18 protein-coding genes and 1 tRNA gene are annotated in these 19,773 nt (G+C 66.1%); 12 read left to right on the top strand and 7 right to left on the bottom strand.

The window, feature by feature from the left end:
- Positions 1–141: 141 nt before the first annotated feature.
- Together N911_RS0109835 and N911_RS16865 are read left to right on the top strand one after the other, a co-directional pair.
- Positions 142–1,470, top strand: coding sequence for an ATP-dependent 6-phosphofructokinase (locus N911_RS0109835; protein WP_035104659.1), 1,329 nt, complete (start codon positions 142–144; stop codon positions 1,468–1,470).
- A gap of 166 nt (positions 1,471–1,636) precedes the next feature.
- Entirely contained in the window at positions 1,637–1,945 is a 309-nt protein-coding gene (locus N911_RS16865; protein WP_035104657.1) for an amphi-Trp domain-containing protein, read from the top strand.
- Positions 1,946–2,026: 81 nt separating this feature from the next.
- On the opposite strand, the gene N911_RS0109825 is transcribed toward N911_RS16865, so the two are convergent.
- Positions 2,027–3,598 (bottom strand): bifunctional GNAT family N-acetyltransferase/carbon-nitrogen hydrolase family protein, encoded by a 1,572-nt coding sequence (locus tag N911_RS0109825; protein ID WP_029896674.1) that lies wholly within the window; start codon positions 3,596–3,598, stop codon positions 2,027–2,029.
- Positions 3,599–3,746: 148 nt separating this feature from the next.
- Between N911_RS0109825 and serS the strand changes: the two genes are divergently transcribed.
- The 9 genes from serS (at position 3,747) to N911_RS0109780 (ending at position 14,153) form a co-directional block, all read left to right on the top strand.
- The gene (serS, locus tag N911_RS0109820; protein WP_029896672.1) at positions 3,747–5,024 is read left to right on the top strand and encodes a serine--tRNA ligase; all 1,278 of its coding nucleotides are present in this window, start codon (positions 3,747–3,749) and stop codon (positions 5,022–5,024) included.
- Positions 5,025–5,086: 62 nt separating this feature from the next.
- Positions 5,087–5,162 (top strand) — tRNA-Lys (locus N911_RS0109815).
- Between the two features lie 257 nt (positions 5,163–5,419).
- A complete protein-coding gene (locus tag N911_RS0109810) occupies positions 5,420–6,634 on the top strand; it encodes a hypothetical protein (RefSeq protein WP_029896670.1) in 1,215 nt (404 codons plus the stop codon).
- A gap of 65 nt (positions 6,635–6,699) precedes the next feature.
- Positions 6,700–7,806: an alanine dehydrogenase gene (ald, locus tag N911_RS0109805; protein ID WP_029896668.1), complete on the top strand. Its 1,107-nt coding sequence runs from the start codon at positions 6,700–6,702 to the stop codon at positions 7,804–7,806.
- Between the two features lie 286 nt (positions 7,807–8,092).
- Complete coding sequence (locus N911_RS0109800; protein WP_029896666.1) at positions 8,093–9,631, top strand: sigma-54-dependent Fis family transcriptional regulator; 1,539 nt, start codon at positions 8,093–8,095, stop codon at positions 9,629–9,631.
- A 75-nt stretch (positions 9,632–9,706) separates the two neighbouring features.
- Complete coding sequence (locus tag N911_RS0109795; protein ID WP_029896664.1) at positions 9,707–10,270, top strand: helix-turn-helix domain-containing protein; 564 nt, start codon at positions 9,707–9,709, stop codon at positions 10,268–10,270.
- 3 nt (positions 10,271–10,273) lie between these two features.
- Positions 10,274–11,932, top strand: coding sequence for an AMP-binding protein (locus N911_RS0109790; protein WP_029896662.1), 1,659 nt, complete (start codon positions 10,274–10,276; stop codon positions 11,930–11,932).
- A gap of 12 nt (positions 11,933–11,944) precedes the next feature.
- A complete protein-coding gene (locus N911_RS0109785) occupies positions 11,945–12,496 on the top strand; it encodes a helix-turn-helix domain-containing protein (protein WP_029896660.1) in 552 nt (183 codons plus the stop codon).
- A 10-nt stretch (positions 12,497–12,506) separates the two neighbouring features.
- On the top strand, positions 12,507–14,153 hold the full coding sequence (locus tag N911_RS0109780) for an AMP-binding protein (protein WP_029896658.1): 1,647 nt from the start codon (positions 12,507–12,509) through the stop codon (positions 14,151–14,153).
- A 516-nt stretch (positions 14,154–14,669) separates the two neighbouring features.
- Here N911_RS0109780 and N911_RS0109775 read toward each other — a convergent pair.
- Complete coding sequence (locus N911_RS0109775) at positions 14,670–16,346, bottom strand: LysM peptidoglycan-binding domain-containing protein (protein WP_081859146.1); 1,677 nt, start codon at positions 16,344–16,346, stop codon at positions 14,670–14,672.
- A 133-nt stretch (positions 16,347–16,479) separates the two neighbouring features.
- Between N911_RS0109775 and N911_RS0109770 the strand changes: the two genes are divergently transcribed.
- Positions 16,480–17,256, top strand: coding sequence for a TrmH family RNA methyltransferase (locus N911_RS0109770; RefSeq protein WP_029896654.1), 777 nt, complete (start codon positions 16,480–16,482; stop codon positions 17,254–17,256).
- Here the strand turns inward: N911_RS0109770 and fliQ are convergent.
- From fliQ to N911_RS0109745, 5 genes are all read right to left on the bottom strand, one after another.
- Entirely contained in the window at positions 17,244–17,513 is a 270-nt protein-coding gene (gene fliQ, locus N911_RS0109765) for a flagellar biosynthesis protein FliQ (protein ID WP_029896652.1), read from the bottom strand. The two genes, N911_RS0109770 and fliQ, sit on opposite strands and share 13 nt — an antisense overlap.
- A gap of 10 nt (positions 17,514–17,523) precedes the next feature.
- Positions 17,524–18,306 (bottom strand): flagellar type III secretion system pore protein FliP, encoded by a 783-nt coding sequence (gene fliP / locus N911_RS0109760; protein ID WP_029896650.1) that lies wholly within the window; start codon positions 18,304–18,306, stop codon positions 17,524–17,526.
- A complete protein-coding gene (gene fliO / locus N911_RS16860; protein ID WP_237559930.1) occupies positions 18,248–18,646 on the bottom strand; it encodes a flagellar biosynthetic protein FliO in 399 nt (132 codons plus the stop codon). The genes fliP and fliO overlap by 59 nt, the downstream gene beginning before the upstream one ends.
- Positions 18,639–19,166, bottom strand: a complete 528-nt coding sequence (gene fliN, locus N911_RS0109750) for a flagellar motor switch protein FliN (RefSeq protein ID WP_029896647.1) — start codon at positions 19,164–19,166, stop codon at positions 18,639–18,641. The genes fliO and fliN overlap by 8 nt, the downstream gene beginning before the upstream one ends.
- Positions 19,167–19,253: 87 nt before the next feature.
- Complete coding sequence (locus N911_RS0109745) at positions 19,254–19,766, bottom strand: flagellar basal body-associated FliL family protein (RefSeq protein ID WP_029896645.1); 513 nt, start codon at positions 19,764–19,766, stop codon at positions 19,254–19,256.
- Positions 19,767–19,773 lie beyond the last annotated feature (7 nt).

Raw genomic sequence — 19,773 nt, 5'->3', positions numbered from 1 at the left:
CCCGGTCCGCGTGGAGTATCGCCGATGTATTTCCGGCAGTATAAGTCGCGCGGCCGGGGAGTCAATAACCGTCTTGCCAGCCCGCCGCCTTGTGGCGTAGGCATAAAGGTTGGATCGAAATCCCACGCGCGAGGAGCGAGCATGTCCCAAGAAAATATCTGCGTTCCGGACCACAGCCCGCCAAGCGACACCGCCATCGAGACCCTCGGGCGGGCCAAGATCGAGACGCCGCTGGGCGCCGGGCGCTACATCTCCGACGGCGAGCGCATCCTGGTCTATGTGAACATGGCCGTGCGAAGCGAGCTCAAGGACGGCCGAAACGCCACCCTGGAGCTGGCCGGTCCGCGCGACAGGATCTACTTCGACCCCGCCAAGACAAAGGCGGCCGTGGTTACATGCGGCGGCCTCTGCCCCGGCATCAACGACGTCATCCGGTCCATGGTGCTGGAGGCGCACCACAACTACGACATCGCAGGGTTCTACGGTGTGCGCTACGGGCTGGAGGGCTTCAACCCCGACCACGGGCACGAGCTCATGGAGCTGACCCCGGACAACGTGACGCACATCCACGAATTCGGCGGCACCATTCTTGGCTCGTCGCGGGGGCCGCAGCCCATGGAGGTCATCGTGGACTTTCTGGAGCGGCACAACATCGGCGTGCTGTTCATGATAGGCGGCGACGGCACCATGCACGCGGCCAGCGCCCTCGTGGAGGAGATCAAGCGGCGCAACATCAAGATCGGCGTCATCGGGGTGCCCAAGACCATCGACAACGACATCAACTTCGTGGCCAACACCTTCGGCTTCGACACGGCCGTGGAAAAGGCCACCGTGGCCATCCGCTGCGCCCATACCGAAGCCCTGGGCGTTCCCAACGGCATCGGGCTGGTCAAGGTCATGGGGCGGCAGGCGGGATTCATCGCGGCCCAGTCCGCCCTGGCCCTGCGCGACGTGGACTTCGTGCTGGTGCCGGAGGACGAGTTCGAGATCTCCGGCCCCCATGGTTTCCTCACGGCCCTGCACCGCAGGCTGAAAAAGCGCGGGCACGCCGTGGTGGTGGTGGCGGAGGGCGCCGGGCAGCACCTGCTGCCGGAATCCGGCGAGACCGACCCTTCGGGCAACATCAAGCTGGGCGACATAACCGGGCTGCTGCGCAAGGAGATCGACCAGTACATGCAAAAGGCCGGGCTGGACTACACCCTCAAGTACATCGACCCCAGCTACATGGTCCGCTCCGTGCCGGCCAACTCCAACGACGGCATCTACTGCGGATTTCTGGGCCAGAACGCCGTCCACGCCGCCATGGCGGGCAAGACGGCCATGGTCGTCTCCAAATGGAACGGCCATTACGTGCACATGCCCCTCGGCCTGGTCACGCGGGGGCGCAAACGCATTGATACCTGCTCCAACTACTGGCGCAGCGTGCTGGAATCCACCGGGCAGCACGTCTACTACCAGCCGGACGAATAGCCTGGCTCCGGGCCTTTTCGCCCCTTTCCGCTGGAGCGGGACGATGTTCATTGAATTGTCACGACAAAAGGCGGGGCGGCTTGTATTCTGCACGATGACAGTCACACCGCCCGGCCCGGGCCGGCCCGCGGCACCACGTGGATACCAACCTTCAAGGAGAAGCGAGATGGGTTCCAAGAGCAAGAACACGTTGGCCAAGATGGAAGAGACCCGTTACGCCTACAACGCGGGCATGCTGCTGAAGCAGGTGGCCGCCGGCCTGTCCAGCGGCAGGATAGAGTTCACCACCGAGGACGGGACCACCGAAGTGATCGACGTGCCCTGCGAAGTCAACGTGGAGTTCGAGGCCAAGCGCAAGGCCAAGGATGACGGCACCAAAACCAAGATTTCCATCGAAGTGGAATGGTTCGAAGAGACCCTGCCCTGCGGCTGTGTGGCTGTCTGCACCTGCGGGGCCTGTGAAGAGGAAGCCTGAAGGCGCTTTCTCCCGATTCGCACGCCATGCGGCGGGGAGGCTTTGCCTCTCCGCCGCTTTTTTTCGGTCCGCTCTCCACGCTCAATCCATTTTGACTTCGGAGATCCAGCACAGGTCGTAGAGGTCGGTGCGGCGGCATTCCACGTTGCGGACGCTGCCCTTGGCGCGAAGTTCCTTGATGAGGTCCATGTCCAGGTCGGTGATAACGGCGGTTTCGTTGCCGGGCGTGGTTTCCGTGGCGATGGCGTCGTGGGGGAAAGAGAAATCGGAGGGGGTGAAGACGCCCGCCTGGGAGTACTGGATGCCCATGGTTTCGACCTTGGGGATGTTGCCTACGGAGCCGGAGATGGCCACGTAGCATTCGTTTTCGATGGCCCGGGCCTGAGCGCAGCGGCGCACGCGCAGGTAGCCGTTCTTGGTGTCGGTCCAGAAGGGGACCAGCAGCAGGCGCATGCCCTGGGCGGCCTGCAGGCGGGCCAGTTCGGGGAATTCCACGTCGAAGCAGATGTTGATGCCCACCTTGCCCACGTCCGTCTCGAAGACCTTGAGTTGTCCGCCGCCGGTGAGGCCCCAGGAGTGGAGCTCGTCCGGGGTGATGTGGAGCTTGTACTGGGCGTCCCAGGTGCCGTCGCGGCGGCAGAGGTAGGAGACGTTGTAGAGGTGGCCGTCGATGAGTTCCGGCACGCTGCCGGTGACGATGTTGATATTGTAGGAGACGGCCATTTCCAGCATGGACTCGCGCATGGGCTCGGTGTGGGCGGCCAGGGCGCGCATGGCCTCCACCGGGTGGCGGTCGTCGAACTGGTGGATGAGCGGGGCGTTGAAGAGCTCGGGGAAGAGGATGATGTCGCCGCCGTAGTCGGAGACCGTATCGATGAAGAACTCGGCCTGCTGCATGAAGTCGTCGAAGTGCTCGAAGCGGCGCATCTGCCACTGCACCACGCCCAGGCGGGCGATGGACTTGGTGCCGCCGATGAGGCGGGTCTTCTTCTCGTAGTAGACGTTCACCCACTCCAGCAACACGGCGTAGCCCTGGGACTGGGAGTCCTCGGGCCAGTAGCCCTTGAGCACGCGGCGGATGTGGAAGTCGTTGGAGAGCTGGAAGGAGAGGACCGGGTCGTGCAGCTCGCGGTTCTTGACCTTGCGGATGTACTGCTGGGGTGTGAAGTCCTCGGCGTGCTTGCGGTATCCAGGGATGCGGCCGCCGAGCAGGATGCCCTTGAGGTTCATGTTCTCGCAGAGTTCCTTGCGCGCGTCGTACAGGCGGCGGCCCAGGCGCATGCCCTGGTAGTCCGGGTCCACGAAGATTTCGATGCCGTAGAGGTAGTCGCCTTCCGGGTCGTGGCGTTTCAGGGCCCAGTCGCGGCCCACCACGTCGAAGTAGGTGTGTTCCTCGCCGATGACCGAGAAGTCCACGATCATGGTCAGGGCCACGGCCACCACTTCCCCCTTGTCCTCGATGCAGATCTGCCCTTCGGGGAACTTGCGGACCATGGCCGCGATCTCCTCCGGGGCGTAGGGCTTGTCCACCATGCGGTAGACGCGGCCGGAGACCTCGCGGACGCGGTCGTAGTCGTCCATGGTCAGGTTGCGCAGCCGCAGCTTGTGGTCGGTGTCGTGGTGTTCTGTTTCCGGGGCGGTGTTCTCTTCCATTATGGGACCTCGGGGGAATTTTTCCGTGTGTTGAAACATGAAGCCTACCACACGGCGGCCGGGCCGCCAAAGAGGCGGGCCGGGGGCCCGGCGCGGGACCGTAGCCATCCGGCCCGGATTCCTGTAGAGGGGGCGGCGGGAGCGAGATATGCTGGACATTCGATTTGTACGCAAGAATCCGGATGTGGTGCGGGAGGCGCTGGCCAAGCGCGGCTCCCGCCTGGACCTGGACGAATACGAGAAGCTGGACGCCCGCCGCCGCGAGGTCATCGGCGAGGTGGAGGATCTCAAGCAACAGCGCAACGCCTCCTCCAAAAAGGTGGGCCTGGCCAAGAAAGAAGGTCAGGACGCCGGTCCGCTGCTGGATTCCCTGGGCGGGCTGTCCGACGAGATCAAGCGGCTTGACGCCGAGGCCAAGGAGATCGACTCCAGGGTGCACGAGATCCTCATGCAAATCCCCAACGTGCCGCACGAGAGCGTGCCCGAGGGGAAGGACGAGGACGACAACCGGGTGGAGCGCACCTGGGGCGAGCCGCCGGAGTTCGACTTCGAGCCCAGGGACCACGTGGACCTGGGGCTGGCCCTGGGCGGCTTCGACTTCGAGCGGGCGGCCAAGATCGCGGGCTCGCGCTTCTGCGTGCTCAAGGGCTGGGCCGCGGCCCTGGAGCGGGCCCTGGCGGCCTTCATGCTGGATAGGCAGACAGCCGCCGGGTACACCGAGGTCATGCCCCCGGTCATCGTCAACTCCGCGGCCATGACCGGCACGGGCCAGCTCCCCAAGTTCGAGGAGGACCTCTTCAAGCTGCGGGAGACCGACTACTGGCTCATCCCCACGGCCGAGGTGCCGGTGACCAACCTGCACGCGGGCGAGACCCTGGACGGGTCCTCCCTGCCCCTGGACTACTGCGCCTACACGTCCTGCTTCCGCTCCGAGGCGGGGTCCTACGGCAAGGACACCCGGGGCCTTATCCGCATGCACCAGTTCAACAAGGTGGAGCTGGTGCGCTTCGTCCACCCGGACGAGTCGTACGACCGGCTGGAGGAGCTGACCGGCCACGCCGAGGCCATCCTCAAGGAGCTGGAGCTGCCCTACCGGGTGGCCACCCTGTGCGCGGGCGACCTGGGCTTCTCCGCGGCCAAGACGTACGACCTGGAGGTCTGGCTGCCGGGACAGAACGCCTACCGCGAGATTTCCTCCTGCTCCAACTTCGAGGACTTCCAGGCCCGCCGGGCGGGCATCCGGTGCAAGATCAAGGGCGAGAAGAAGAGCCGCCTGGCCCATACCCTCAACGGCTCCGGCCTGGCAGTGGGCCGCACCATGGTGGCTATTCTGGAAAACCACCAGCGGGCGGACGGCGGGGTGGACATCCCCCAGGCCCTGCGTCCCTACTTGGGCGGCCGCGCCTCCATCGACCCCGAAGGATAGCCGAATCCACACGGCTGTTGACACCAGGCCGCCACATGGCTAGATAAGACCCCCTTCCCGACGGGCCGTTAACTCAGCCGGTAGAGTATCTGCCTTTTAAGCAGAGAGTCGTTGGTTCGATCCCAACACGGCCCACCAAGCATTTCGCGGGGCCGCCTTGGTAGTAAGGCGGCCCCGCTTTTTTTATCTTTCCATTTTCGCACTACACTTGGCTCCGGAGCGGCTTGCCATCCCGCCCGGGCCGTCCTATGAGCGTGGGCCGCCCGCTACCAGCGGGTGCGAAGCGGCACCTTCGCCCTCAACCCATACCACCTCTTTTTCCAGGCGGAGTGAATCCGGGCTTTTGCCCGCCACGGGCCGTTGCCCCCCGCCGCCCGGCGGGGTACACCCGGGCCATGCTGTTTTCCGACGCCTCCCCATCCAGTTGGCTGAACACCGGCGGCCGCTCGCCGGACATCCCCTCCACCGTGCTCGTCCTGGCGGTGGATTTCGACTCCCCGGCCTGCCTGGCCATGCTGCGCCGGGCGGAGGAGTACGCCCGCCACCACGCCGTGGCGGCCGTGCACCGGCCCCGCTTCGGGCAGGACGTGCAGGCCGCGCGCAAGGCGGTGCTGCGCGAGGGGGTGGGGGTGCCCGTGCTGCACGACCCGGACGGAAGCCTGTCCGGCTCCCTGCGCCTGCCCCCGGCCCCGGCCGCCGCGCTGCTGGGCCCGGACGGCACCGTGGCCGACCGCGCCGAGGGTGCGGACGCACCGGCCCGGCTGGCCGCCGAACTGGAGCGGCTGGAACCGGCCGGCCGGCCGCCCGTGCGCCCGGAGGAGGAGCCCTTCGACCCGGAGACGGTGCGCTTTCCCCTGGCCGTGCTGGGGCTGGCCGGGCGGCTGGCGGTCTGCCAGCCGGATTCCCTGCTGCTGGCCGAGCCCCAGGAGGACAAGCCCATGGCCCTGCCCCGGGCCAAGGTGGAGGGGCTGGATCGGCCTTGCGCCCTGGCTCCCGGCGGCGGGGAGAGCCTGGCCCTGGTGGCCGAGAGCGGCGCGGGCCGGGTGCTGGAGCTGGACGTTCTCACCGGCGAGGGGCGGGTGCTGGCCGAGGGGCTGGACTGGCCCTGCGGCGTGGCCTTCGCGCGCGGGCGGCCCTGGGTGGCCCTGGGAACCGGCGGCGTGGTCGGCCTGGACCCGGAGACCGGCGAAGTGGTGGAGCGGCTGGTCGGCGCGCCGGAGGAGTGCGGCGGGCTGGCCACGGACGGGCAGCGGGTGTGGGTGGCGGATGCCGTCACCGGCGGCCTGCGGGTGGACGAGGACGGCCGGGGCTTCACCGAGACCGTCCCCGCCCCGGAATCCTTCGGCGCGCGCTGCCTGCTGGCCCCGGCCTGGAGCGGAGACCAGCTGGCCGCGGCCGATCCCTGCGGGCACGCCGTGTTCGTGGTGGATGAGTCGAGACGGCTGGCGGGCACCGGGCGCGGCGTGGTGGACGGCCCCAAACCGCGCTTTCAGGGGCCGCGCGGGCTGGCTCCGGCCCCGAACGGCTGGTTGCTGGCGGACACGGACAACCACGCGGTGCGGGTGGTCTCGGCCGACGGCGCGGCCGTGACGGTGCTGCTGGCGCGTTGACCACCCCCCATCCCCCTGCTACTTGATCTTGGCGATTCACATTCTTGCAACCAGGAGCATAGCTAGTGATCGTTGGCATCCCCAGAGAGATAAAGGCGTGGGAAAACCGGGTGGCCATGACCCCCGGCGGCGTGGAGGCCCTCACCCGGCGCGGCCACACCGTGCTGGTTGAGAAGGACGCCGGCGTGGGCTCGGGCATGCCCGACCAGGAGTACGTCGATGCCGGGGCCACCATGGTGGGCCGGGACGAGGCCTGGGAAGCGGACATGGTCATCAAGGTCAAGGAGCCGCTGGCCGAGGAGTTCGGCTACCTGCGCGAGGACCTGCTCCTCTTTACATATTTGCACTTGGCCGCCGACCGGGGGCTGACCGAAGCAATGCTCGAGAGCCGGGTTACGGGCATCGCCTATGAAACAGTGCAGTTGCCTGACAACAGCCTGCCCCTGCTGACTCCCATGAGCGAAGTGGCCGGGCGGCTGGCCCCACAGGTTGGCGCGCACTCCCTGGAAAAGACCCGGGGCGGGCGCGGCATGCTGCTGGGCGGTGTGCCCGGCGTGGCCCCGGCCGAGGTGGTCATCCTGGGCGGCGGCGTGGTGGGCATCAACTCCATCAAGATCGCCGTGGGCCTGGGCGCGCGAGTGACCGTGCTGGACGTGAACCACGCCCGCATGTCCTACCTGGACGACGTTTTCGGCGGCCGCATCGTGACCATGAACTCCACCGAGGCCAACGTGCGCGAGATGGTGGCCAAGTCCGACCTGCTCATCGGCGCGGTGCTCATCCCCGGGGCCAAGGCCCCCAGCCTGGTGACGCGCAACATGATCTCCACCATGAAGGAGGGCGCCGTGGTGGTGGACGTGGCCGTGGACCAGGGCGGCTGCATGGAAACCATCAAGCCCACCACCCACGCCGACCCCACCTACGTGGTGGACGGGGTGGTCCACTACGGCGTTGCCAACATGCCCGGCGCGGTGCCCCGCACCTCCACCTTCGCCCTGGTCAACCAGACCCTGCCCTACGCCCTGAAGCTGGCTGACAAGGGACTGGACGCCCTGCGCGAAGACCAGCCCCTGCGGCTGGGGCTGAACGTGCGCCAGGGCAAGCTGACCTGCGCCGCGGTGGGCGAGGCCTTCGACATGGCCTGCGTGGCCCCGGAGACCGTCCTGTCTTAGCCTTTTTTCAATTCCGTCTCCAAACGCAAAAGCCAGTCGACACGCTCGGCTGGCTTTTCTTATTTTTGCAAAACACACCCTTTAAAATTAATACAATAATGTACGATTTTCTCAAATCGTAAAAAAACCACCGTCCCTGTCGGCACCCCTGTTCCCGAAACGGCCGCCCGGAGAATATCTCCGAAACCCAGTCATTCCGGGCGGCAAGCCCCTCCAACCAGCCATCCTGGCCTCCACGCCGCCCCACCGGGCACGCTCCTTGCTCTCACCTTGTCGGGAAACCATCATGCGCACCGACATCGCCGCCCTTGAACTGGAAGTCCTCTCCGAGGCGTCCGCCATCATCGGCCAGGCCCTGGACCTGGACCGCACCCTTGAATCCATCCTGACCATCCTCTCCGACTCCCTGGCCATGCGGCGCGCCACAGTGACCCTGCTGGACGAGCACGGCCGCCTGGCCATTCGCGCCTCCCACGGCCTCTCGCCCGAGGAGCGCGAGCGCGGCGTCTACCGCCTGGACGAGGGCGTCACCGGCCACGTCTTCCAGACCGGGGAGCCCTTCGTTGTGCCGGACGTGGCCAAGGAGCCCCTCTTCCTGGACAAGACCCAGTCCCGCCGCTTCGAGAAGGGGCGCGTCTCCTTCATCGGCGTGCCCGTCATGCTGGCGGGCCAGCCCGTGGGCGTGCTCAACGTGGACCGCCTCTTCGAGGACGAGGTCTCCTTCGACGAGGACGTCTCCTTTTTGCGGGTGCTCTCCACCCTCATCGGCCAGTTCATCCAGCTCAACCGCAAGGTGGAGGAACGGCAGATGAGCCTGCGCAAGGAAATCTCCATCCTGCGCTCCAAGCTCTCGGAGAACTACCAGCGCTTTTTCATCGTGGGCCGCTCCCCGGCCATGGAAACGGTGCGGCAGATGATCGAGAAGGTCTCGCCCACCAGGGCCACGGTGCTCCTGCTGGGCGAGTCCGGCACGGGCAAGACCCTCACCGCCCGCATCATCCACGAGTTGTCCGAGCGCAACGGCCAGCCCTTCATCAAGGTCAACTGCGCCGCCCTGCCGGAAAACCTGCTGGAGTCCGAGCTGTTCGGCCACGAGAAAGGAGCCTTCACCGGGGCCACCTCCGCCAAAGCCGGCCGCTTCGAGGAGGCGGACCAGGGCACCATCTTCCTGGACGAGATCGGCGAGCTGGGGCAGGGCGTGCAGGCCAAGCTGCTGCGCGTGCTGCAGGAAAAGGAGTTCGAGCGGTTGGGCTCCACCAAGACCCGCAAGGCGGACGTGCGCATCATCGCGGCCACCAACAAGGACCTCATGGACGAGGTCTCCCGGGGCACCTTCCGCGAGGACCTCTTCTACCGGCTCAACGTCTTTCCCCTGCGGGTGCCGCCCCTGCGCGAGCGCAGCGAGGACATCCCGCCGCTGCTGAATCATTTCCTGGGCCGCATGGAGAAGGAGTACAACCGCCGCCTGGTCTTTTCCCCGGCCGCCCTGGACTCGCTCATGCGCTACCACTGGCCCGGCAACGTCCGCGAGATGGAGAACCTGGTGGAGCGGCTGGCCATCATGGTGGAGAGCGAGCAGATCGACCTGGAGGACATCCCCTCCCAGTTCTTCCTGGGAACCGCGCCCCAGCGCCGCGAGGAAACCACCAGCCTGCAGGACATGGAGAAGCGCGAGGTGGTCTCCGCCCTGGAGCGCAACGCCTTCATCCAGTCCCGCGCCGCCGAGGAACTGGGCATCACCCTGCGGCAGATGGGCTACCGCATCAAGAAGTACCACCTGGAGTCCTTCGTCCAGGAGCGCCGCGCCAAGCTGCGCGGCAGGTAATCCCCCCCGCCGCCCCTGGCCTTTCGGGCCGTCTTGGTGTAGACCTTCCCGGGAATTTCCCAGGGAGGTGTGTGGATGCAGTCCAAGCTTGGCCGCCGCGTCAAGGCGTACCGTGAAAAGGCCGAAATCAGCCGCTCGGAGTTGGCTGAACGCACCGGGCTCAAGGAGTCCTTCATCGAGGAGCTGGAGGAGCGCGAGGCCTACCCCTCGCTGATGCCCCTGCTCAAGGTCTCCCGCGCCCTGGGCGTCAGGCTGGGCACCTTCCTCGACGACCTGGAGTGCGCCGACCCCTGCATCACCCGCGCCTCGGAGCGCCAGCCCGAGCTGGTCATGCACACCGGCGGCGGGGGCAAGCCCGCCCTGCGCTTCCATCCCCTGGCCAAGGGCAAGTCCGACCGCCACATGGAGCCCTTCTTCATCGAGTTGTTCCCCGAAGAGGGCGGGAAGGAGATGACCTCCCACCAGGGCGAGGAGTTCATCGTGGTCATGTCCGGCGAAGTGGAGCTCATCCACGGCAAGGAAACCCACGTCCTCGGCCCCGGGGACAGCCTCTACTTCAACTCCATCGTCCCTCACAGCGTGCACGCGGCCGGCCCGGACAAGGCCGAAATCTACGCCGTCCTCTACTTCCCGGAGTAGGCCATGGCCGAGCGTACAGAGCCAGTCCGCCGCATCACCCTGGGCCAGATGCTCGACGAGACAGTGGCCGCCTTCCCCGAAAAGGAGGCCCTGGTCTACGTGGACCGTGATTTCCGCCTGACCTACCGCCAGTTCGGCGCGCTTGTGGACCGCCTGGCCAAGGGGCTCATGGCCCTTGGCATCCAGCGGGGCGAAAAGGTGGCCGTATGGGCCACCAACGTGCCCTACTGGGTGGCCCTGCAGTTCGCCACCGCCAAGATCGGCGCGGTGCTGCTCACGGTGAACACCTCCTACAAGTCCTCGGAGCTGAAGTACCTGCTGCAGCAGAGCGAGTGCGAGAACATCTTCGTCATCGACCGCTACCGCGACACCGACTACGTGGGCATGCTCTACGAGCTCATCCCCGAGCTGCGCACCAACGCCCGCGGCGAGCTGCACGCCAAGGATTTCCCGCACCTGCGCCGGGCCTTCTTCCTGGGCCAGGAAAAGCACCGGGGCATGACCTCCATCCCCGAGATCCTGTCCATGGCCTCCATGGTCTCCGACGAGGACTACGCCGAGCGCCAGGCCTCCCTGGACCCCTCCGACGTGGTCAACATGCAGTACACCTCCGGGACCACCGGCTTTCCCAAGGGGGTCATGCTCAGCCACTCCTCCATCGGCAACAACGGCTACTGGATCGGGGCCAACCAGGTCTTCACCGAGGACGAGCGGGTCTGCATCCCGGTGCCGCTCTTCCACTGCTTCGGCTGCGTGCTGGGGGTGCTGGCCTGCGTGGCCCACGGGTCCTGCATGGTCATCCTGGAAGCCTTCAAGCCGGTGGACGTCATGGCCTCGGTGGACCAGGAGAAATGCACCGCCCTCTACGGCGTGCCCACCATGTTCATCGCCATCCTGGAGAACAAGCTCTTCGACCGCTTCGACTACTCCTCGCTGCGCACCGGCATCATGGCCGGTTCGCCCTGCCCGGTGCGGGTCATGCGCCAGGTCATGGAGCGTATGCACATGAGCGAGATCACCATCTGCTACGGCCTCACCGAGGCCTCCCCCGTCATGACCCAGACCCGGGTGGACGACGACATCCGCCACCGCACCGGGACCGTGGGCAAGGCCATGCCCGCCATCGAGGTAAAAGTGGCCGACCCGGAAACCGGCGAGGAGCTGCCCCGGGGCCAGCAGGGCGAGGTCTGCTGCCGGGGCTACAACGTCATGAACGGCTACTACAACAAAGAAAAAGCCACCGCCGAGACCATCGACGCCGACGGCTGGCTGCACTCCGGCGACCTGGGGGTCATGGACGAGGAGGGCTATCTGGCCATCACCGGCCGCCTCAAGGACATGATCATCCGAGGCGGGGAGAATATCTACCCCCGCGAGATTGAGGAGTTCCTCTACACTCTCGACGGCATCCAGGACGTGCAGGTGGTGGGCGTGCCCTCCCGCAAATACGGCGAGGAGGTGGGGGCCTTCGTCAAGCCCCAGCCCGGGTTCGAGCTACGGCCCGAGGACGTGCGCGATTCCTGCCGGGGACAAATCGCCTGGCACAAGATACCCAAATACGTGGCCTTCGTGGAGGACTATCCCATGACCGCCTCGGGCAAGGTCCAGAAATACAAGCTGCGCGAAATGGCCGGGGACCTCTTCCCCGAAGCCATGCAATAAGGAGAGCCGGACATGGAACACGCTTACAAGGAGATCGCCCCCAGGCTCCGCGCCCTGCGCGAGGCCGTGGGCTTCACCATCCAGGAGATGGCCGACAAGACCGAGTCCGGGCCTGACGAGGTGGCCCGGTACGAGTCCGGCGAGCACGAGATTCCGGTCAGCTTCCTCTTCAAGGCCGCCAAGGCCTGCGGCGTGGACACCACCGAGCTCATCTCCGGCGGCGAGCCGCACCTCAGGTCCTACACCCTGGTCCGCCGCGACGAGGGGCTCTCCGTGGACCGCCGCGTCTCCTACGACTACAAGTCCCTGGCCTACCGCTTCGCCGGGCGCAAAATGGAGCCTTTCGAAGTCATCGCACCGCCCAAGGAACCCGGCGAAGTGGAACCCGCCCACCACCCCGGGCAGGAGTTCATCTACCTGCTGGAAGGCAGGCTGGAGTTGACCCTTGGGGAAAAGACCGTGGTCCTGGAACCCGGCGACAGCCTCTACTTCGACTCCCACACACCCCACAGCCTGCGCGGCCTGGACGGCAAGCCCGCCCGCTTCATCGACGTCATCATCTAGGGAACAACCCATGACGGAACGCCTGCATCCCAACAGCTACGAGGAATTTCTCCGGGACTTCCACCTCGAGGTGCCCGAAAACTACAACTTCGCCTTCGACTTCCTGGACGAGAAGGCCCGCGCCGAGCCGGACAAGACCGCCCTCGTCCACGTGGACGACGACGGCGTCCGCAGCGAATTCACTTTCGGCTGGTTCGCCGAGCAATCCGCGCGCCTGGCCAACGCCCTGGCCGGACAAGGCCTGCGCAAAGGCGACCGGGTCATGCTCATCCTCTACCGCCGGGTGGAATTCTGGACCTCCATGCTGGCCCTGCACAAGCTGGGCGCCGTAGCCGTGCCCTCGCCCGCCATGCTCACGCCCAAGGACCTGGAGTTCCGGGTCAACTACGCCAAGATCAAGGGTGTGGTCTGCGAGGACTCCATCACCCCCAAGGTGGACGAGGCCCTGCCCGCGTGCCCCTCCCTGACCGTGCTGGTGCAGACCGGGCGGCAGCCCGCGGAGACGCCCTGGAGCCACTACGACGAGATCGTGGAGGCCGCTTCCCCCGACTACCAGCCCCAGGGCGAAAAACCGGGCGGCGACGACGCCCTGCTCATCTTCTTCACCTCCGGCACCACCGGCCTGCCCAAGATGGTGGAGCATACCCACACCTACCCCCTGGGCCACTTCACCACCGGCGTCTACTGGCACAACCTCCGCGACGGCGACCTGCACTTCACCCTGGCCGACACCGGCTGGGGCAAGGCCGTCTGGGGCAAGTTCTACGGACAGTGGATGGCCGGGGCCGCCGTGTTCGCCTGGGACTTCCGGGGCAAGTTCGATCCGGTCAATCTCCTGGAGCTGCTGGCCGAGCACAAGGTCAGCGGCTTCTGCGCGCCGCCCACCGTCTACCGCTTCCTGGTGCGGCAGGACCTCTCCCAGTACGACCTCTCCGCCCTGCGTCACTGCACCACCGCGGGCGAACTGCTCAACGAGTCGGTCTACCACGCCTGGCTCGAGGCCACCGGCCTCCCCCTGCACGAAGGCTACGGCCAAACCGAGACCTGCCTGCAGATAGCCACCTTCCCCTTCATGGACCCCAAACCCGGCTCCATCGGACGCCCCGCGCCCGGCTGGGAGGCTGCCCTGATCGACCCGGACGGCGAACTCTGCCCCCCGGGGGAGGAAGGCGAAATCTGCGTGCGCATCGACAAGAACCGCCCCGTGGGCCTGTTCACCGGCTATCTGGACGAACCCGGCAAGACCTTCAAGGTCATGGGCGGCGACTACTACCACACCGGCGACAAGGCCTGGATGGACGAGGACGGCTACCTCTGGTTCCTCGGCCGCAACGACGACCTCATCAAATCCTCCGGCTACCGCGTCGGGCCCTTCGAGGTGGAGTCCGCCATCGTCTCCCACCCTTCCGTGGTGGAAGCCGCCGTCACCGGCGTGCCCGACCCCGTGCGCGGGCAGGCCATCAAGGCCACCTGCGTCCTCTCCCCCGGCTACGAGCCCTCGGACGACCTCATCAAGGAAATCCAGGACCACGTCAAAAAAGTCACCGCGCCCTACAAATACCCCCGCATCATCGAGTTCGCCGCCGAACTCCCCAAGACCATCTCCGGCAAGATCAAACGCGCCGAAATCCGCGAACGCGACCTGGACCAAGCGTAAAAAATCCGCGCACCGCCTCCGGCGCCCGGAGAGAGGGCCCGCCCTCTCTCCGGGCTCTCACCCAGAAGAAAAGAAGGGAAGAGAAGATTTCGCCTTCGGCGACCAGGGCGCTACGCGCCCCCTGGACCCTGCGGGAAAGTAACTTTGCATGTGGGTTCGCGGAAGGGTGCGTGTCAGGGTGATACGCGGAAGCACTCCGGCGAACCCACGATTGCCGGACTCTTTCAGCCGGTAAATCCCTGCCCTGGCCGTTTCGCGTCACATGCGCTGGACGCGAAACTGGGCTGTTGTTCACCGGCTGCTGCCCGACCGCAACACGCCCCCGAGCGAAGCGCGCGATAGAAACTTTGGAAAAAGAGGGTGGGGGGGGAGGAATGAACCCTTTTTAAAGGGTTTTTTTCCTTCTCCCGCTGTCCCGACCTCGTATTCCCTTGCTTTCTGCTCTCCAAAAAAGAGGGGTTGCAAGCGAGGTCCCGCCTCGCTTGCAACCCCTCGGGGGCTTTTTCTTGTATTCGCCTAGTCGACCTTGATGGTCAGTTCCTGTCCGGGTCTGATGATGCTGTGCCTGGTGAGGTTGTTCCAGCTCAGCAGGTGGGAAGGGTTGACGTTGTAGCGGCGGGCGATGGCCCAGATGGTGTCGCCGCGGCGGACCTGGTAGGTGATTTCCCGCAGGTCGCCGGAGCCGCTGGATCCGCCCACAACGCCGCCGGGGATGTAGAGTTTCTGCCCCACGCGCAGGTAGCGTCCGGAGGTCAGCCCGTTGGCCTGCTTGAGCGAGGACAGGCTGATCTGGTGGGCGCGGGCGATCTCCCAGAGGGTGTCGCCGCTGCAGACGGTGTAGTTGGCCCGGCGCTTGGCCACTTGGCGGGTTTTCTCCACGGAGGTGTCCACCGCCAGGGCCTTGCCCTGGGCTGGGATGGTCAGCCACTGGCCGGGCTTGAGCAGGTTGGAGTAGCGCTTGTTGACCTGCTTGAGCACGGCGATGGGCACATGGAAGCGGCGGGAAATGCGCCACCAGGAATCGCCGCTGCGGACCTTGTAGCGTGAGTAGCCCGCGTAGGGCCGGGACTCGGGCTTTTCCAGGTAGGCCAGGGCGGGTTGGATCTTGTCCTGGGGCAGCCTGGCCTTGGTGGTGATGTCCGGGGGGCTGACGGTGCGGCGGTAGGCGGGGTTGAGCCGCTCGAACTCCTTCCAAGGGACGCCCGAGGCGTCGGCCATGGCCAGGAGGTCCGTGCCGCCGGGAACGTCCACGGCCTTGAGTTTGGGGTCATAGTTCCAGTCGATGGGCTTGAAGCCCAGTTCCTCAAGATTCTTGACGATTTTCAGAATCGCCAGAATCTTGGGCACGTAGTTGCGGGTTTCCCTGGGCAGGTAGCGCCGCGACTCGGTCATTTCGAAGTAGTCGTTGCAGCCGCTGCGCTTGATGGCCCGGCCCACGCGGCCCTCGCCAGCGTTGTAGGCGGCCAGGGCCAGGTGCCAGTCGTCGAACATCTCATGCAGCCTGGTCAGGTAGTCCACGGCCGAGTGGGTGGCCTTGTAGGGGTCGCGGCGCTGGTCGATCCACCAGTCCACTTCCAGGCCGTACTTGCGGCCTGTGAAGGGCATGAACTGCCACATGCCCGCGGCCCCGGCTCGGGAGTAGGCCTTGGGATTGTAGCCGGACTCGGCGAAGGGCAGGAAGATGAGGTCCTCGGGCAGGCCGCGCTGGCGGATGACCTCCCGCACGTAGGGCAGGTAGGGGCGGGCCCGTTCCAGCCAGCGCTCGAAGGCGCGGCGGCCCCGGGTGCTGCGCCCCTGGGAGTCGCGGGCGGTGAAGTACTTGAAATAGCGGACGAAGGTTTCAGTCTCCTTGACGTCCAGTTCGAATTCAAGTTCGGAGGTCTTTTCCTCCAGGACCTTCTCCTGCTGCGGGGTCAGTTCCTGGGGAATCTCGGGCGCCTCGGCTGCCAGTTCCGGGTCGAGCCGTTCGCCTTCCGTGGCCGGGGAAACGCTCCCGCTTTCCTCAACGGCGACGGTCTGGTTGTCCGAGCTGGTCTCCACGGCTTCCGCCGCGGTTTCGTTGCCTGACGACACGGCGGCCGATTCGGGCTCGGCGGACTGATTGGGGGCCTTGGCTGCGCAGCCGAGGAGCAGAGTGAGACAGAACAGGACGAGGGCGGCACGCAGGGGGGCTTTCACGCGAAGAACGCGCATGTTCCTCCCGGGGGGTCATTGGTTTCATTGCGGTTGCCGCGCGCGGCGGCTACAATGCGCTACCTGCTACCTGACTTTGCCAGGGTTGGCAACGATTCCTGGGGCCGTTCCCCACCAAAAGGAGAGGATTTTCATGGCTTCCGAACGCGCCCCGGGCGACCCCGGGGCCGACGAGACCGTCTGGGGCCGCAAGCCCGTTCTGGAATGGCTTGAGAGCGCCCCCGGCCGCATTGAGAGCGTGGTCGTGCAGCGCGGCGGCAAGGGCGGGGCCCTGGGCAAGGTTCTGGACGTCTGCCGCCGGCAAGGAGTCCGCTTCCGCCTGGCCGAGAGGGCCGAGCTGGAGCGGGAGGTGCCTCCCGGCGTCAACCACCAGGGCGTTGCCGCCCGGCTGGCGCCCGCTCCCCTGTCCTCCCTGGACGACCTGCTGGACGGGGTGGCCGAGGCCCCCCTGCCCGTGCTGCTGGCCCTGGACCAGGTGCAGGACACCGGCAACCTTGGCGCGCTGGCCCGCAGCCTGCTGGCCCTGGGCGGGGCCGGGCTGCTGTTGCCCCGCCACGGCTCGGCCAGGCTGGGAGGGGGGGCGTCCAAGGCCTCGGCCGGGGCGCTGGCCCGGCTGCCCGTGGCGCATGTGACCAACTTGGCCAAATCCCTCGATGTCTGCCGCGACCGGGGCCTGTTCGTCTACGGCGCCGCCGGGGGCGGCGGGAACGCGCTGTCCGCCTACGGCCTGGACCCCGCCTTCCCCTGCGTGCTGGTCCTGGGCAACGAGGAGAAGGGCCTCCGCCCGAACGTGGCCAAGCGGTGCGACGCCTTGGTGGAGATTCCCATGCCCGGCGGCTTCGAGTCCCTTGGCGTGGCCCAGGCCGGGGCCATGCTGCTGGCGCTTCTCGCTCGTGCTCAATGGATGTAGTTGGGCAGGCTCAAAAAGAGGTTGCGGGTATAGGCGATCATCTTGTCCATGATCCAGGGGAAGGCGAAGATCAGGGCGATGAAGATGGAGACGATCTTGGGGACGAAGGTCAGGGTCATCTCCTGAATCTGCGTGGCTGCCTGCAGCACGCTGACGATGATGCCCACCGTCAGGCCCACGGCCAGCATGGGCAGGGCCACGGTCAGGGTCAGCTCGATGGCTCCCCTGGCGAATCCCACTACGAATTCCGGTGTCACGGCGTCCTCCTCAGATGGCGTAGGTGTTGACCATGGAGCCGACCAGCAGGTTCCAGCCGTCGACCATGACGAAAAGCAGCACTTTGAACGGCAGCGAGATCATGACCGGCGGCAGCATCATCATGCCCATGGACAGCAGGATGGAGGCCACCACCATGTCCAGGATGAGGAAGGGTATGTAGATCATGAAGCCGATGGTGAAGCCGGTCTTGAGCTCGCTGATGAGGTAGCCCGCCGCCAGCATGATGGTGGGCACGTCCTCTTTGGTCTGGGGGCGGTCCATCTTGGTGATGGAATAGAAAATGGAAAGGTCCTTCTCGCGGGTGTGCTTGAAGAGAAACTCCCGCAGCGGCACCTGGGCCCTGTCCAGGGCGGTGGAGAAGCCGATCTGCTGGTCCATGTAGGGCTGAAAGGCCTGATCGTTTATTTTCTTGCCCACGGGGAACATGATCACCAGCGTCAGGAAAATGGCCAGGGAGATCATGACCTGGTTGGGCGGCATGGTGGCCGTGCCCATGGCCTGGCGCAGGAAGTGGAAAACGATGATCAGCCGGGTGAACGAAGTCACCGTGAGCATGATGGCCGGGGCGAGGGAGAGGACCGTCAGGGCGAAGAGGATCTCCAGCAGCAGGGAGACCTTCTCCGGCTCGGTCTGGCCGCCAGCCAGGTTCAGCGAAATGGTGGGTATCTCCTGGGCCAGGCCCAGGGCCGGCAAGGCCAGCAGGACGGCGAGGCTAAGAAGAAGCTTTGCGGCTCTGCCCCGCCAGGGTTTGCGCGAAATCCGTTTCGCCATTGTCGTGCTCCAGCTCCGTGAGCAGGTTGATGGAATGCTCGGTCACGCCGAGTACCATCTCCCTATTCAAGAACCGGACCACAACAACAGACCTTTTGGGCCCCAGGGGCATCTGGGCCACCAGCTTCAGGCCCCCCTTGCCGGAACCCCCGCCCAAGTTCAGTCCGGCCTTGTGGCCGAACTTCCTGAGCAGCCAGAACCCCGCGAAAAGGACCGCCAGCAGAAGCAGCAGCGAGGCGATGACCGTGAACATGGAGCCCGTGGGGTCGGGCACGCCCCCGGGCTGCGTCTGCGCGGCGGCGGTGGCCGCCGCCTGGGCCGCGTGAACCGGACTAGCCAAGCTGCTTCACCCGTTCGATGGGGCTGATGATGTCGGTCAGGCGGATGCCGAACTTCTCGTTGATGACCACCGCCTCGCCGCGCGCCACCAGCTTGCCGTTGACGTAGATCTCCAGCGGCTCGCCCGCCAGCTTGTTCAGCTCCACCACCGAACCCTGGCCCAGCTGCAGCAGCTCGTTGATGAGCAGCTTGGTGCGGCCCAGCTCGGCCGAGACCTCCAGGGGGATGTCCAGGATGAAGTCCAGGTCCCGCTTGGTGCCGTCCTGCCGCGGGGCCTTGGCCTCCTGCGTCAAATCCTTGAAATCGGCCCCGTGGGACTGGGAGGAGAGGTAGTCCTGCTCCTTCTCCTTCTTGATGCCGTCCTCTTCCTGGTCGGCCAGGGCAGCGGCCCACTCGTCGGCCAGGTTCTGTTCGGACTCGCCGCCGCCCAGATCCAGGCCCTCGCCGTCCTCTTCTTCCTCCGCGCCCAGCGCGGCGGCCCACTCTTCGGCCAGCTTGTCTTGGTCCATCTCGTCGCCCATGGCATCTCCTTCGGCCGGGCGCGCCGCCTGGACGCGCCTTCTTTAGCCGTTGTGGCCCCTGGCGGGGCCGCTGTCAAACGGCCGTCGCTACTGGACGACCATTTCCGTGAAAAATACCCGCAGGACCTTGGGTCCGCCCAGCACCTGGTTCAACCGCTCCACTATCTCCTTCTTGAGCTGCAGCTTGCTCTCTATGGTGGAGAGGTCCTGGAAGGTCTTGGAGGAGAGTAGCAGGATGATGGCGTCGCGCACCTGCGCCTCCTTGTTGGTCAGCTCCTGGGCGGCCTTCTCGTCCGTCACCTCCACGTCCATGGACAGCTTGAGGTAGCGCCGCCCCAGGGGGTCGGCCAGGTTGACCACAAAGGTGGGCAGCGTGACCAGGTCCTTGTAGCCCTCGGCCGAGGTCTGGTCGCTGGCGGCCTCCTCGGCGGCCTCCTCCTGCTGCGCCTCGCCGCCCTTCTCCCCGCCGGCGAAGTAGGTGGTGTAGACGTAGTAGCCGCCGCCGGCCAGCCCCAGGAAGAGGACCACCAGGATGATCCACTTCAAGAGCCCCTTCTTCTTGGATTTGGGCTGTTCTTCTTGTTGTTCTTCTTCGGCCACGGTCCAG

This window comes from Desulfohalovibrio reitneri (genome assembly GCF_000711295.1).
GTDB classification, from domain to species: Bacteria; Desulfobacterota; Desulfovibrionia; order Desulfovibrionales; family Desulfovibrionaceae; genus Desulfohalovibrio; species Desulfohalovibrio reitneri.
Note: the sequence above shows the minus strand (reverse complement) of the source record. Positions and strands in the feature narration are given on the sequence as shown.